At 42.6% G+C, this 15,185-nt stretch carries 12 protein-coding genes; 1 reads left to right on the forward strand and 11 read right to left on the reverse strand.

Features of this window, described 5'->3' with window-relative positions; genetic code table 11:
• Window positions 1–67: 67 nt before the first annotated feature.
• Window positions 68–958, forward strand: a complete 891-nt coding sequence (locus BM057_RS04415; RefSeq protein ID WP_047390195.1) for a LysR family transcriptional regulator — start codon at window positions 68–70, stop codon at window positions 956–958.
• A gap of 5 nt (window positions 959–963) precedes the next feature.
• Here the strand turns inward: BM057_RS04415 and BM057_RS04420 are convergent, their stop codons facing one another.
• The 11 genes from BM057_RS04420 to lysA form a co-directional block, all read right to left on the reverse strand.
• Window positions 964–2,007, reverse strand: a complete 1,044-nt coding sequence (locus BM057_RS04420) for a PTS sugar transporter subunit IIC (protein ID WP_092091765.1) — start codon at window positions 2,005–2,007, stop codon at window positions 964–966.
• Between the two features lie 179 nt (window positions 2,008–2,186).
• Window positions 2,187–3,557 (reverse strand): dihydrolipoamide acetyltransferase family protein, encoded by a 1,371-nt coding sequence (locus BM057_RS04425; protein ID WP_092091767.1) that lies wholly within the window; start codon window positions 3,555–3,557, stop codon window positions 2,187–2,189.
• A gap of 15 nt (window positions 3,558–3,572) precedes the next feature.
• Complete coding sequence (locus BM057_RS04430) at window positions 3,573–4,559, reverse strand: alpha-ketoacid dehydrogenase subunit beta (protein ID WP_092091769.1); 987 nt, start codon at window positions 4,557–4,559, stop codon at window positions 3,573–3,575.
• 33 nt (window positions 4,560–4,592) lie between these two features.
• Window positions 4,593–5,579, reverse strand: coding sequence for a thiamine pyrophosphate-dependent dehydrogenase E1 component subunit alpha (locus tag BM057_RS04435; RefSeq protein ID WP_092091771.1), 987 nt, complete (start codon window positions 5,577–5,579; stop codon window positions 4,593–4,595).
• A gap of 17 nt (window positions 5,580–5,596) precedes the next feature.
• Window positions 5,597–7,012: a dihydrolipoyl dehydrogenase gene (lpdA, locus tag BM057_RS04440; RefSeq protein WP_092091773.1), complete on the reverse strand. Its 1,416-nt coding sequence runs from the start codon at window positions 7,010–7,012 to the stop codon at window positions 5,597–5,599.
• A gap of 2 nt (window positions 7,013–7,014) precedes the next feature.
• Complete coding sequence (gene buk / locus BM057_RS04445) at window positions 7,015–8,115, reverse strand: butyrate kinase (protein WP_092091775.1); 1,101 nt, start codon at window positions 8,113–8,115, stop codon at window positions 7,015–7,017.
• 48 nt (window positions 8,116–8,163) lie between these two features.
• On the reverse strand, window positions 8,164–8,991 hold the full coding sequence (locus BM057_RS04450) for a phosphate acyltransferase (protein WP_047390202.1): 828 nt from the start codon (window positions 8,989–8,991) through the stop codon (window positions 8,164–8,166).
• A gap of 288 nt (window positions 8,992–9,279) precedes the next feature.
• Window positions 9,280–10,551 (reverse strand): cytosine deaminase, encoded by a 1,272-nt coding sequence (locus BM057_RS04455; protein ID WP_092091777.1) that lies wholly within the window; start codon window positions 10,549–10,551, stop codon window positions 9,280–9,282.
• Between the two features lie 72 nt (window positions 10,552–10,623).
• A complete protein-coding gene (gene codB / locus BM057_RS04460; protein WP_092091779.1) occupies window positions 10,624–11,874 on the reverse strand; it encodes a cytosine permease in 1,251 nt (416 codons plus the stop codon).
• A gap of 793 nt (window positions 11,875–12,667) precedes the next feature.
• Window positions 12,668–13,858 (reverse strand): aspartate kinase, encoded by a 1,191-nt coding sequence (locus BM057_RS04465; protein WP_047389837.1) that lies wholly within the window; start codon window positions 13,856–13,858, stop codon window positions 12,668–12,670.
• The gene (gene lysA, locus BM057_RS04470) at window positions 13,843–15,156 is read right to left on the reverse strand and encodes a diaminopimelate decarboxylase (protein ID WP_092091781.1); all 1,314 of its coding nucleotides are present in this window, start codon (window positions 15,154–15,156) and stop codon (window positions 13,843–13,845) included. The genes BM057_RS04465 and lysA overlap by 16 nt, the downstream gene beginning before the upstream one ends.
• Between the last annotated feature and the right edge of the window lie 29 nt (window positions 15,157–15,185).

The raw sequence follows: 15,185 nt of genomic DNA on the forward strand, positions 1-15,185 counted from the left end.
TTTCATTTCACTAGCGCGATATAATGTGAATAGAGAAAGAAATATGCTGTTTAAAAAGGAGAATCTCATGGACATTAGACAATTAAAGTATTTTATTGAAATTGCTGAAACGGAAAGTCTTTCTCAAGCTGCTCGAAATTTGTTTGTTACGCAGCCCACTTTATCGCTAGCTTTGAAAAAAATTGAAAGCGATTTAAACACCAAGCTTTTTTCTCATACGGAAAAGCCGTTCCAGTTAACTGCAACTGGTGAAGTCCTCTATCAAAAAGGGCAAACCGTCGTTGAGCTATTTGATGGTCTTGTACAAGAAATCCACACGATGGAGCTCACTACGCAAAAGGAAACGATTCGTTTAGGACTGACAACTTTATTTTCTATCCAATTTATGGATCAACTAGCAGAGTTTATCATCAAGAATCCAAATGTCGAGCTAAATATTCGGCAAGAGGGTTCTGCAAAGCTGCAAAGGTTGCTGGTCGACAATACGATCGATATCGCTTTGCTGTCTTTCCCTAACCATGAAACGGATAAAGTAGCGATCGAACCTTTGGAAACGACTACGAAAGGCTACACCGTTTATGTGGTCGTACCGGAAAAGAATCCCCTTTCGAAAAAGGATGCATTAACCTTTTCTGACTTGAAAGATCAAACATTTGCCTCTTTAACGAAGGACTTTATGATTGGAACGATGCTGACAGAGCGAGCTCGAGCGCATGGATACGAACCGAATATCACCATGTACCACAATGACCTTCAAGTTCTGCTTTACAGCTTGCTCAAGTCTAATGCTATCTGCCTGCTGCCGATCGAGTATAAAAGCATGATTGATATCAAAGGCCTCAAATGGATTCCTTTAAAAGACAAATATAGCCATTATTCCATCGGCATCGGCTTAAGAAAGGATCATGTCTGCTCTAAAGCTATGAATGATCTGATCGCGATGATCAAAAAGAACTAAGTTGACTAACCTAAAAATTTAAAAGCTTCGTGTTTGTCATATAGTTTCAATATCTTTTCAAATAAGAACTGAGCGACGAATCCGGCAATGATTGGAACAACGAACCAGCATAAAATCAAAGGTACAACGCCCAATCCAGCGTCTAATGATGCTAAAGGTCCGACTAGCCCAACCAAACCGAAACCAGCTGAAGCCGGCGTTCCAGATACAGAAAATAGGACAACTGGAATAGCAGAAATTGCTGCTGTAAATAAGCATGGAAGCAAAATAATCGGGTAACGGAATAAGTTTGGCATCATCAGCTTCATCCCACCTAGTGCGATTGCAAGCGTAACCCCAGACTTATTGACTTTCCAAGAATGGATGACCAAAACAATCGTTGTAGCGGCTATCCCCATGGCTGCTGCTCCTGCCGAAATGCCGTCTAATTGAATAGCCAACCCGATTCCCACAGTTGTCACTGGAGAAATGATAATAGCTGCAAAAGAACAAGCAATCAAGATACTCATCAAAATAGGCTGCAAATTCGTAAAGTTATTAATAATGGCACCAATTCCTACCGTTACTTGAGTAACATATGGATAGATCAACATTCCGAACACACCAGCACCAATCCCAACGACGATCGGCAAAGCAATGATCGAAACTGAACCAAATTTTTCTCCGATCCACAACAGGAGAAGCACAGCGGCAGAAGCTGTGATCATAATATTGATGATATCACCGGTTCCAGCACCTACATATGCGCCCATTTCAGGATCAAATTTTATTACGCCAGAGCCAACAAAAGCAGCTCCGCCTGTGATCATCGTTTTGGCTGGATTAAAGCCGAACTGCAAGGCAATGATCCCGCCCATGATCAAAGGTGTAGCCAATTGGAAAATAACGGCTGCACGAATCACAATGGCTGCTGCGGGGTAATCAGCAAAATAATTTAAAATGGCAGACAAGACGGCATTAGGGATCAAAGCCACGATGGTCCCTGTTGCTGTACCTGCCAACACCTTGTTGATAAAGATCTTTGGAGTCAGGTTATTATTGTCAGGCATGCTTAACACTCCTTCTCTATACAAGAGAGTTTATTTTTCTATGGGATCAAAATGAATCGTCTTCCATCGATCCTCTCTTTTACCCTTTAAATCTAATCATCGACATCATTGCAAAATGAGTTTATCAGCATTTTACAATGATGCCATGATCCGTGTTTACAAAACGTTCATTCCTTACATCAATACAAGTCTGAATCAGTTGAAAAACGTTTCAGGTTTTCTTTTACATCTTTCAAGAAGTTTCCGGCTTGCATGCCATCAAGGATACGATGGTCGATCGACAAGCATAAGTTGATCATATCTGCTGTCTTGAAGCCGCCATCTTCAGTCGGTACAAGACGTTTGTTGATCGATTCAACTTGCAAAATCGCTGCTTGCGGATGATTGATGATGCCCATCGATTGAACAGATCCTAATGTACCAGTATTGTTGACCGTAAACGTGCCGCCTTGCATATCTTCAGATTTCAAATGGCCGCTTCTGACATCTGACGCTAAGCGATTGATTTCTTTAGCGAGACCTGCCAAGGAGTAGCGGTCAGCGTTATGAATAACAGGTACAAATAGATTATCTTCTGTTGTGACCGCAATCGATAAGTTGATATCTTTATGGTAAATGATGTTGCCATTATCCCATGAAGTATTCATTTTCGGATTTTTCTTCAATGCTTGTACGACCGCTTTAACAAAGAATGGGAAGTAAGACAAGGAGATTCCTTCTTGAGTTTTAAAGGTCTCTTTTGTTTGATTGCGCAGTTTAACGATATTCGTCACATCTGCTTCGACCATGACCCATGCGTGCGGGATTTCGGTTGTACTTTGAACCATCTTCTTCGCGATTGCTTTGCGAATACCTGTTGCAGGAACAACTTCATCTCTGTGTTGTGCTTGGATTGGTTCGCCGCTTGGTTTCGGTTTACTGCTTGCTGGAGCTGAAGGGGTTGGTTCATCGACATGTTTTCCTTCAGCGCTGACTTTGGTTGGTCCCTCTTTTGGTTCTACAGCTACTGGCATCTCTTTTTCGACATGTTTAGCTGGTTCATAGTTCATGATATCTTTACGTGTGATACGACCGTCTTTACCTGTCCCTTCCACTTCGGTTAAATCAATATTCTTTTCTTGGGCCAAACGCATAACGGCTGGAGAATAGCGGGCTGCACCTGCACCTTTTGCTTTTGGTGCTTCCGCTTTAGCACTTATTGTTGGTTTTTCTGCTGGTTCCGGAGCTGCAGTTATTGGTTCTTCTTTTGGTTCTTCTTTTGGTTCTTCTTTTGGTTCTTCAGATTTACTTTCCTCTTCTGAGGCACCGCCTTCTACTTCGATCGTCATGACTGGTGTTCCAATCGGCACATCAGTATCTAATTCAATCAGTAATTCTTTTACCACTCCATCCATATCTGATGGGACTTCAGTCGTCACTTTATCGGATACAACTTCCATCAATGGATCGTAACGGGACACTTTATCCCCTGGATTGACTAGCCACATGGTGACCGAAGCTTCTGTTACACTTTCTCCTAGATTAGGCATTTCAACATTTTTTATACTCATTCTCATATCCTCCTACTAAAATTCGGCTAGTTCGCGCATCGCATCCATCACTTTTTCTTCATTCACTAAGAATTCTCTTTCAAGCGGCAAAGCATAGCCCATTGCTGGCACGTCTGGACCGGCTACTCTTTGGATCGGCGCGTCTAGATCAAATAAAGCTTCCTCTGAAATAATAGCGGCAATTTCACCCATGACACTGCCTTCTTTATTGTCTTCTGTGACCAGTAAGACTTTACCTGTCTTCTTCGCTGCTTCTACAAGTGTTTCTTTGTCTAATGGATAGATCGAACGCACATCGACCACTTCTGCTTCAATACCTTCTTTAGCCAATTTTTCAGCTGCGTTCATCGCATGCTGCAGCACCATTCCATAGCCGATCACTGTGATGTCGCTGCCTTCCCGAACAACCTTTGCTTTATCGATCGGAACGATATAATCGTCTTCAGGTACGTCTGCTTTTAATAAACGATACAAACGCTTATGTTCGTAGAAAATAACTGGATCATCTGAACGAATCGCTGCTTTGATCATCCCTTTAGCATCACGCGGATTAGAAGGTGTGACGATCCGCAGACCTGGTTGGCCAAAGAAGATTTTTTCAGTTGATTGCGAGTGGTAAAACCCGCCGCGAACGCCGCCACCATAAGGTGCTCTAAACACAACAGGTGCTGTCCAATCTCCTTTGGTCCGGTATCTCATACGACCAGCTTCTGAAAGGATCTGGTTAACAGCCGGCAACATATAATCGGCAAACTGGAACTCACCGATTGGTCGATAGCCTACTAAGCCTAATCCTGTGGCCAGTCCGGCAATTTCCCCTTCTGTCAAAGGTGTATTGAAACAGCGGTCATCACCAAATTTTTGGGCTAATCCTTTTGTGACCCCAAATACACCGCCTTTTACGCCACCCACGTCTTCACCAAAAATCACTACTTTTTCATCCCGTGCCATTTCTTCTTCGATCCCTTTATTGATCGCTTCTAAATAAGTCATTTCAGCCATGTTTGATATTCATCCTTTCTGCTCGCTTATCTGTTATTCTGCGTATACTTGCTCGTAAAGTGATTCAGGCGTTGGATCCAGCATTGCTTCCGCATCATCCGTTGCTTTGTTGATTTCAGCTTTCAATTCTTTATCCATCGCTTGCATTTCTTCTTTTGTCATATAGCCTTCATCTATCAATTGTTTTTCAAAAGCCAATAACGGATCTTTTTCCTTCAATGTGTCTAATTCTTCTTTTGAACGGTAGATCGTGTGATCATCATCAGCTGAGTGAGATGTCAAACGTGATACCATCATTTCGATCAGTGCTGGTCCCTTGCCGGCACGTGCATCTTTGACGGCTTTTACAAAGGCCAAGTACGTTTCAGTAAAGTCTGAACCGTCGACCGTCTCACCAGAGAAGCCGTATCCTGCAGCACGTTCTGACATCTTCTTATTGGCATATTGCTCTTTGCTTCCTACAGAGATGGCGTAGTCATTATTCTCAACGACGAAAATAACGGGCAGCTTTTTGACCCCTGCAAAGTTCATTGCTTCTTGGACTTCGCCTTGGTTAGCTGATCCTTCTCCAGTAGTGGTCAGGGCAACATAATCTTTGTTTTCAAGTTGAGCTGCATAAGCTACCCCTGTTGCTAATGGCATTTGCGTACTAACCGTTGAAGAGTGAGAAACGATGTTATGCTCTTTTGAACCATAGTGGTTAGGCATTTGACGTCCATGAGAAGAAGGATCATCTTCTTTACCAAATGAACCTAAAATAATGTCTTTTGGTGTCATCCCCCACACTAAGCAGGCCGTCATATCACGATAGTAAGGCAGGAAGTAATCTTTTTCTGGTTCAAATGCTAAAGCCATCGCTACTTGAGCAACTTCAGCACCTTGACCGGAAATATTAAAGGAGGTTTTACCGATCCGCGTTAGCTGCCATAACCGTTCGTCTAGGCGGCGCCCTCTTAATATAGCTTGATAAGCTTGGATGATTTCTTCTTTAGATAAACCAGATGATTTTAGTTTTTTCATTGTTCTCCCTCTTTCTTTTATTTGTGAATAGCTAAGTGATAAGTGTCTAATGCTGCTTCTTGAATTGCCTCAGATAGAGTTGGATGCGCATGGATTGCTTCCCCAATTTCAAGTGGTGTCGCATCGAGGTAGATCGATGTGCTCGCTTCAGCGATCAAGTCTGTTGCATGCGGTCCAATGATCGAAACGCCTAGCAGATCATCTGTTTCTTCATCTCGGATCACTTCAACGAATCCTTCAGCTTCTCCTTCGATGAGCGCCTTGCCGTTGCCAGTAAAGTTAAAGGTTCCGATGGTTACTTTCTTGTCTTCAGGAACGGTTTCTTTTGTATAGCCGACACTAGCAATCTCTGGAGTCGTATACGTACATCTTGGCACGTTAACATATTGGATCGTTTCGACCGTTTCATTCAACATATGACTGACTGCTATCTCTCCTTCTTTCTCTGCAACATGTGCCAGTTGCAAGGTATCGATACAATCTCCGATAGCATAAATATGATCTTCTGTTGTTTGGTAAAACTCATTTACTTGAATCCCTTTTTGGTCATATTTGATGGAGGTATTTTGCAAGCCGATGCCCTCTACATTTGGTTTCCGTCCAACAGCTACCATCACTTTATCAACTGTCAATACATCGTCTTCGCCTTTGATTTTGACTTGAACTTGGTTGTCTGATACCTCAGCAGAAGTGACTTCGCTGCTTAACTTAACGGTAATGCCGCGTTTTTCGAATGCTTTTTTCAACGTTCTGGAAATGGTTTTGCTTTCGTTGATCACTAAGCGGTCTAAAAATTCGATCAAGGTGACTTTTACACCCAAGCTGTTTAATAAAGAAGCCCATTCGACACCGATAACACCACCGCCGACGATCGCAATCGATTTAGGCAGTTCTTGCAATTGCAGCATGCCGTCTGAAGAAAGGATCTGTTCTTCATCCAAAGGCAAAGCTGGCAATGTTTTTGGACTTGAACCTGTCGCAATGATCACTTTTTTCGGGACAATGATTTCTTCTTCCACATCAGGATCATCAAAAGTTACCGCGACCGCACCTGAAACAGGAGAGAAGATGGAAGGTCCTAAAACAGCTCCTTCACCCTTTAAGACAGTGATTTTATTCTTTTTGCAGAGTCCTTCAACACCTTTATGCAGTTGGTCGACCACGGACTGTTTCCGTTGCTGGATTTTTTCAAAATTAACAGTTAAAGCGCCTTCATTTTCGATACCGAAATCATCCGCGCGTTTTAACGTGTCATGGATCTCAGCACTTCTCAATAATGCTTTAGTTGGGATACAGCCTTTGTGTAAACAAGTTCCGCCAAGTTTGCTTTTTTCAACAAGCACAACTTTCATCCCTTTTTGTGCAGCTCTGATCGCTGCAACGTATCCCCCGGTACCTCCTCCTAAAATGAGTACATCTGTGTCTCTTGCCATACTTACCCTACCTCTACTTTCTTAATATTGGCTTCTTTATAGTTACGTGCGGGTTCTCTATTTTCGAAAACACGAACCACTCCTTCATAAAGCGCTTTCATTTCCATTTCTCCAGGAAGCACTTCAACAGGAGCTATCCATTCTATGTTGGCTTTGATTTGGTCTACGATATAAGCGGAATAGCTGACGCCGCCCGTAAGAACGATAAAATCGACTCGACCAGCTAAAACCGTCGCCATTTCACCGATGCTTTTTGCAATCTGATAACACATACCATCAATATAGTACTGTGCTTTTTGGTCGCCGGCTGCTATTTTTTTATCGATGATCCTTAAGTCCGTCTCGTTTAAATAGGACTTGATACCGCCATTGCCTGCAATCAATGCTTTTGCTTCAGCAATGGACAGCCCTTTGGATTGAATGACCCGTGCAAACTCGATGAGCGGTAAACCGCCTGTTCGTTCGGGAGAATAAGGCCCCTCACCATCTAAACCGTTGACCACATCGATCATTCTGCCTTTTTGATGTGCGCCAATGCTGATGCCGCCACCTAAGTGAGCCACAATGATATTACTTTCTTCATAAGCATATCCATTATCCGCTAATACTTTTCGTCCGGCTGCTTTTTGGTTCAAAGCATGCCCTACACTTCTTCTCTCGATCCCTTCTAACCCTGAAATGCGTGCAATCGGATCGAACTCATCAACAACTACAGGATCTACGATATAAGCTGGAATACCATACAATTCAGCAAATTCATTTGCGAGAACAGCTCCTAAGTTAGAAGCATGTGTACTGTACTTTTCCGACTTCAAATCTTCGATCATTTCGTCATCCACTGAATATGTTCCGCCTGGTATAGGCTTCAGTAAACCGCCTCTGCCTACCGCAGCGATCAAGTCTTCAGGTTTGATATGATTTTTCTCGATAAAGTCAACGATCAAGTTTTTTCTAAAGTCTAACTGATCAAAAATGCTCTTAAAACTTGATATCTCCTGTGTCGTGTGCCGAATCGTTTCTTCAGCAAGGAGCTGATGCTCTGCGAAACAGGCAACTTTTGTTGAAGTTGAACCTGGATTGATCACCAATACTGTGTTTTTCATTGATTGCCTCCTCGCGTTTCTTTATATGAATATTTTTTGTCTGCAGGCTTATTGAACTTGCTTCATCGCAAATTCAAGTGAATATAATTTACTTTCTAAAGCGTCACTTCTAGAAGTTAAGACGATCGGTACTTTGGTTCCAACGATCGTACCGCCTGTTACAGCTTTTCCAAACAACACAAGCGACTTGTACAAGACATTTCCGACATCTATATTCGGCACGATCAAAATATCCGCATCTCCCTCAATAGGACCGGTGAAGCGTTTGTGTGCAACAGCTTCCTTAGATAAAGCCAAATCTAAAGATATAGGACCGAATACAGTGACTTCTTTACTTTCTGAAAAGTGTTCTGTCACTTCTTTAGCCAATACGGATGAAGGCATTTTCGGATTAACATTCTCAGCAGCGCTCAATAATGCGATTTTAGGTTTCATTAAACCGATCTTGGCTGCTACGCCTGCTGTATTATGGATGATATCAATGAGTTCTTCCTTTGATGGTGCAATATTCATGCCAGCATCGGCCAAGAGTATCGGTCGATCGATGTTAGGCAAGTCGATCAATGCGGCATGAGAGAGGACGTTCTGTGTTTTGAGGCCATGCTCTTTCTGCAACACTTCTTTCAAAATCGTATGGGTCTGTACGATTCCTTTTAATAAAATTTGTGCTTGATCATTTGCAACAGAAGAAACAGCTTTCTTCACCATTTCCTTTTCATCTTTACAAGGGATATATTCCCATACGCCTTGTTGATCGATATTGTCTGCTGTATCAAAAACGAGGAAAGTTAACGTTCCCGGATACTTTTCATGTGCGCGAGTGACCAACGCGAGAATTTCTTCACGTGATCCTCCTGCAACGGCTACTGTTACCATTTTTCCCACCTCTAAACTTTTCTTTATAAAAAAAGATAGCGCTTACAACATTTATATTAGACCATCCACTAGGGACTGACAATTTGTCCTTTTTAATACTTGTATTGACAAAATTTATAGGTCTATAAGAGCTGTCCTATTTCTATTTTCATTTTAATCATCTTTTTGATTTCAAACGTTGAATTATTAAGCACTTTCACTATATAAAGATACAAAAGAGGATGTCCGCTGCTTTTTGCGATCATCCTCTTTCATCTTCTTTTAATCTATTTTTTCTTCTTTTTCTCTTTATCTCTTAAACGAAACACCATTTTTGAACCCGTCGATCCTTGTTCGCGTTTCGCTCAACTGGGTTTCTGCAATTTTTTGACCATCTTTAAATGAATAGTGCACCGGAACTTGACGTCGGATCGCTTCGTATTCATTTTCAGCCGGTAATACAACAAAATCAGCCGGTTTGCCTTCTTCAATGCCGTAGCGGTCTTCAATGTGCAAGGTTTTCGCACTATTAGTCGTGATCAAATCAATGGCATTGACGATTTCTTCATAACCGGTCAACTGGCTGGCATGCAGTCCCATCAGTAAAACCTGCAGCATATTGCCTGTTCCCAACGGATACCAAGGATCATAAATATCATCATGGCCAAAACAAACATTCATCTCTGCTGCTAGCAGTTCTTTGACGCGCGTCAGCCCACGACGTTTTGGATACGTGTCGAATCTTCCTTGCAAATGCATATTGACTAATGGATTAGAGACAAAGCTGATCCCTGATAATTTCAGTAAACGGAATAATTTGGAAGTATAGGCATTATTATATGACCCCATTGCTGTTGTATGGCTGGCCGTCGTCCGTGCTCCCATCCCTCTTTCATAAGCTTCTTTAGCTACCACTTCTACAAAGCGTGATTGTTCATCATCGATTTCATCACAATGGATATCGACTAAGCGGTCATACTTCTCTGCTAAGTCAAAGGCTATCTTAAGGGATTCTACGCCATATTCTCGTGTGAATTCATAGTGTGGGATGCCCCCAACTACATCGGCGCCCATCTTCAAGGCTTCTTCCATCAGTTCTTTTCCATTTGGATAAGATAAGATGCCTTCTTGCGGGAACGCGACCAATTGGATCTCCACATACGGTGCCATTTCTTCTTTTACTTCCAACATCGCTTTTAATGCCGTCAACTGCGGATCAGTTACGTCTACGTGCGTCCGCACGTATTGGATGCCTTGTGCAATTTGCCATTCCAGTGCTTTTTTTGCGCGTGTTTTAACGTCTTCATGTGTCAAAAAGGCTTTTCTCTCTGACCAGCGCTGAATGCCCTCAAATAAAGTCCCGCTTTGGTTCCATTCCGGTTCACCAGCAGTTAGGGTGGTGTCCAAATGGATATGCGGTTCGATAAACGGTGGCAAAACCAATGAACCGTTCACGTCTAAAGCCTTTTCTTCTGTTTCTGGTGCTTCTGATTGCGGCACGATCTCAGCAAATTTGCCTTCTTTTATGGTGATTTGCCACAGTCCTTCTTTTCCTCTTAAAGCTGCTTGTTTGATGATCATCATGTTCACTCTTTCTTTGTTGTTGGGGAAGGATGTGAGGATTCTCTACAAAAAGTCCTTCCTATTGGTTCTTTATTTATTTTCTTCAAGTGCTGGTGTTACTCTAAAGACTGGTACTTTCATTAATCCGACATAGACAACACCCGTACCAATCAATGCGTTCAGTGGAGCAATACCAGGTGCAAACTGTGCCAGCGCGACACCCATTACCCATGCACCCAAAGCTGCCCAATTGACTGTCTTGAAGGTTGCTTGTTCAAATTTGACATAGCGTCGGCGTTGGATGAAAAAGTAGTCCGCAATGATGATGGCGCCAATGGAAGGGATCGCTGCACTAAGCAGATTTAGAAAGCCTACAAAGTTGTTGTACATCCACATAGCGAAAAGCGTTCCGACGATGCCATTTACAAAAACCCAGCTTTTTTTAGACCAGTTTGTGATATTTGCAAAGCCTAGCCCTGAAGCATAAAGTGCATTATCGTTCGTCGTCCAAATGTTCAACCCCAGTACTAAGATAGCCGGAATCGTCAGTCCTTGCAGAAACAATACTTCTGAAATATCAGACAAACCATACACCATGGCTCCCACTGCTCCAAATAAGAACATCAGCGTGTTGCCTAAGAAAAAAGCTGCAGAGGTTGCGGTAACGGCTGAGCGCGTATCTTTAGCAAACCGAGCGAAGTCAGCCGTCAATGTCCCGCCGCTGATAAAGGAACCGATACAAATCGTCAGTGCTGCTGCGATGGTTAAGTCGGTTTCCGGTCGATAAGCAAACAGTGCTTGCAGCCCGCCCATATCAGCAGCTGCAGTTGTTGCTGAATAGCTGCCTAAAGTTGCGATCAGCGGTACAGCAATAAAGCTCAAAACGACCAATGATTTCATGCCGTAAAGTGAAGCCAATGTGATCGCTGCTCCAAAGATAAAGATCAGCAAATAGCTGTTCCAGCCCATTTCTTTAGCAACAGGTACAGCAAACATCGCTACCCCAACACCAAACCAGCCTACTTGAGTGAATCCTAGCAGAAAGGACGGCAGATGAGCGCCTTTTTCGCCAAAAGAATACTTCGCCAGCAAATGTGTCGATAAACCTGTTTTAGCTGCAATATGCGCTAGCGCTCCTGTATAGAGACAAAGTGCTAAGTTCCCTATCAGTACAACCCATAAAAATTGCTTGAATGTCAAGCCAAGGCCCAACTCTCCTCCTGCCAGCATGCTGGCTGAGAAAAAGGTAAAGCCGAGCATCACTGCCATCGTCTTGCCAAAAGAATGACGGCTCGTTTGTGGTACCGTCTGAAATGAAAACTCTGTATCGGTTTTCTTCATGTATCTTTCCTCCCATTTCTATGGGTACCAAAAAGCATAAAAAGAGGCTGATCATCAGTGCTCCTGACAATCAGCCTCTTTCTCGACATAAACAAGCCTTATGTATACACTCCTGCACACACTTCGCCCATGTCTTTATCCGCTTCCTTGTCAGCCTCTCTGGACTGATTTAAAGGTACCTGTATTTAATTTAGATTTATTATTCCAGAAAACGAACGCGCTGTCAACCAGATTCTTTTTATAAAGAAAGCCTTTTTTGGAATAAGGTTGAGCTTTAATTGATACCTGTTGAATAATAGATCACGCAGTTATTTTAAAATTGGTCAATACGTAGTGTTAATGACTAACTCAAGAGACCAAACGAGTTTGAGTTGGTCATTAAGTAGTGTTAATGACTAACCCAAGTGACAAAATGAGTTTGAGTTGGTCATTAAGAAGCGTTTATGACTAACTCAAGTGACAAAATGAGTTTGAGTTGGTCATTAAGAAGCGTTTATGACTAACTCAAGTGACAAAATGAGTTTGAGTTGGTCATTAAGAAGCGTTTATGACTAACTCAAGTGACAAAATGAGTTTGAGTTGGTCATTAAGAAGCGTTTATGACTAACTCAAGAGACCAAATGAGTTTGAGTTGGTCATTAAGTAGTGTTAATGACTAACTCAAGAAACCAATTGAGTTTGAGTCGGTCATTAAAGAGCAGTTACGACCAATTCAGAACGAATACTAAGGCAAAAAGGAAAAAACTCGTCTGAGACGAGTTTTGCCTGATTTTGAAATAGGGTCGGTCTTTCCTTATAAACCAAATTCATCTGCCAATGCGTTGACGATTTGGTTGCTTGCGGCAGTGTCCACGACATAAGAAATGCTGATTTCAGAAGTGGAGACACTGTAAAAAGGAATATCTTGTGCGTAAAATACGTCAAATGCGCGTGCAGCAATGCCCGTTTGGTTGCGCATCGCTGACCCGATGATCGAAACTTTGCTGACATCCTCAGTAAACGTATAGTCGGCTGCTAACTCTTTCAGTATCCGCTCAATCTTGGTTTTCGACCCAGTGGTGCTTGTAAAAGAAGTCAACCGGTTGCCTTCATGATCTACAGTATGACTGATGATATCAATATTGATATGGGCATGCGCCAAACGCAAGAAACATTCTGTGATATTCAAGTCTTTATTGTCGCCTGCTTTCAAATTGACAAGAAGTACCTCATCGATTTTAGATACATTGGTTAAAGTCGTTTTTTCCATCCGTTCATCCTCCGAAAGAATTTGTGTACCGATAATGTCTCCTGTATTTAAAGCGACATATAGCGGCACGTGGTATCGATTTGCCATTTCTACACTTCTTGGTTCCAGTACTTTCGCCCCTAAGTTGGCCATCTCCATCGTTTCTTCATAGGTCACATGATCTAACTTATAGGCTTGTTGGCGAATGCGCGGATCAGCTGTATAAATGCCAGCCACATCTGTGTAGATTTCGCAACGTGCATTTAAAACGGCTGCTAAGGCTACAGCAGAAGTATCTGAACCGCCGCGTCCTAGTGTGGTAATCTCTCCTGCCTCATCGATCCCTTGGAATCCCGTCACTACGGCAATCGCACCTTCTGCTAAGCACTGATCCAATTTCTCGCTTCCTGCATTTTCAATTTTGCCTTGCATATGTGCTCCAGAAGTCTTCAAGCCAACCTGAAAACCGGTTAAGGAGCAGGCTTTCGAACCAATCGCATTTAAATAAATCGCTAATAAGGCACTGGAAACCATCTCCCCGGTCGCCATCAACAAGTCCATTTCACACTCGCTCGGCTCGTTGCTCAACTCACCAGCCAGTTCGATCAAGTGATTAGTGGACTTGCCCATTGCCGAAACCACGACGACCAAATCTTTCACTTCTTGTTTGCGCTGGACGACCAGTTGGGCTACTTGTTTGATTTTGTCGATGGTGGCCACCGAAGAACCACCGAATTTCATTACAACTCTTTCCATTTGATCATCTCATCATTTCTTATTAAGTCTTCATAAGTTTCACGTTTGACCGCAACTTGTGCTTGACCGTCTTCTACAAATACAACAGCCGGCCGTTCAATGCGGTTATAATTTGAACTCATCGAGTAGGTGTAAGCTCCTGTTGAAGGGATCACTAACGTATCTCCCGTCTCAGCTTTTGGTAAGTCAACTTCTTTGATCAAAACGTCGCCCGATTCACAGCATTTGCCTGCGATACGGTAAGTTTGTGTTGCTGCTTCATCCATCTTATTGGCAATTGCCGCTTCGTATTTGGCTTGATAAAGGATTGGACGCGGATTATCGGTCATCCCGCCGTCAACGAAGATATACGGATATCCTGCCATCGTCTTTTTGACTGCACCGATCGTATACAATGTCGAACCACTCGCATTGATCAATGAGCGTCCCGGTTCGATACTGATCGTGTTTGGCGTTATGTCCAGCTCAGCCACCGTTGATTCAATGTGCTGAATATACCGTTTCAGAAATTGACTCAATTCAAACGGCTTGTCTTCTTCCGTATAGTAGACACCGAAACCGCCGCCTAAGTTGAGTTCATCCATTTTAATGGCAAATGTTTGTTCAACATCTTTGGCATATTTGATCATTTCATCGACTTCTTTAAAGAAAGAAGCTTCTTCAAAAACTTGCGAGCCGATATGGGCATGCAAACCTGCAAAGTGGAGGTGCTTATTTTCAATGATTCGTTTGATAAAAGGCAGGGTTTGCTGATCAAAAATACTCACGCCAAATTTTGAATCATTCTTAGCCGTTTGAATGTATTCGTGGGTATGCGCCTCGATTCCAGGATTTACCCGCAGCAGTACACGGATCTTTTTCCCTTCGCGTTCCGCCGTCTCTGTTAGCCACTCATATTCAACTTCATTGTCAAGAACAAAACAACCTACACCGGCTTTGACTGCATCATCAATCTCTTTAGGCAGCTTGTTGTTACCGTGAAAATAGATCTTTTTGGGATCCACTCCGGCTTTAAGCGCTGTATACAGTTCGCCGCCGCTCACCACGTCTACATAGAGTCCATATTTGGATACTAATTGTGCCATATAGAGGTTTGTGAAGGCTTTTGAAGCGTAAATAATATGCGTACCAAATGTATTTGATTTAAATTGTGCTAAAAAGGTATGGATGCGATCTGTCAAATCTTTTTGATCAATCACATAAAGTGGTGTGCCAAATTTTTTCGTCAGTTCACTGACAGCTAAGCCGCCGATTTTCAGTTCATGGTTGTCTACTTCCATATTTCCTAATCGTTTCATCTGTTCACGCTTCCTTTTTTATGTTGTCT

It is taken from the genome of Pisciglobus halotolerans (assembly GCF_900113675.1).
Classification (GTDB): Bacteria; Bacillota; Bacilli; order Lactobacillales; family Carnobacteriaceae; genus Pisciglobus; species Pisciglobus halotolerans.

Bases quoted from the DNA above. Each gene is read 5' to 3' on its own strand.
- BM057_RS04415 (WP_047390195.1), top strand. From the start codon at position 68: ATGGACATTAGACAATTAAAGTATTTTATTGAAATTGCTGAAACGGAA.
- BM057_RS04420 (WP_092091765.1), bottom strand. From the start codon at position 2,007: ATGCCTGACAATAATAACCTGACTCCAAAGATCTTTATCAACAAGGTG.
- BM057_RS04425 (WP_092091767.1), bottom strand. From the start codon at position 3,557: ATGAGTATAAAAAATGTTGAAATGCCTAATCTAGGAGAAAGTGTAACA.
- BM057_RS04430 (WP_092091769.1), bottom strand. From the start codon at position 4,559: ATGGCTGAAATGACTTATTTAGAAGCGATCAATAAAGGGATCGAAGAA.
- BM057_RS04435 (WP_092091771.1), bottom strand. From the start codon at position 5,579: ATGAAAAAACTAAAATCATCTGGTTTATCTAAAGAAGAAATCATCCAA.
- lpdA (WP_092091773.1), bottom strand. From the start codon at position 7,012: ATGGCAAGAGACACAGATGTACTCATTTTAGGAGGAGGTACCGGGGGA.
- buk (WP_092091775.1), bottom strand. From the start codon at position 8,115: ATGAAAAACACAGTATTGGTGATCAATCCAGGTTCAACTTCAACAAAA.
- BM057_RS04450 (WP_047390202.1), bottom strand. From the start codon at position 8,991: ATGGTAACAGTAGCCGTTGCAGGAGGATCACGTGAAGAAATTCTCGCG.
- BM057_RS04455 (WP_092091777.1), bottom strand. From the start codon at position 10,551: ATGATCATCAAACAAGCAGCTTTAAGAGGAAAAGAAGGACTGTGGCAA.
- codB (WP_092091779.1), bottom strand. From the start codon at position 11,874: ATGAAGAAAACCGATACAGAGTTTTCATTTCAGACGGTACCACAAACG.
- BM057_RS04465 (WP_047389837.1), bottom strand. From the start codon at position 13,858: ATGGAAAGAGTTGTAATGAAATTCGGTGGTTCTTCGGTGGCCACCATC.
- lysA (WP_092091781.1), bottom strand. From the start codon at position 15,156: ATGAAACGATTAGGAAATATGGAAGTAGACAACCATGAACTGAAAATC.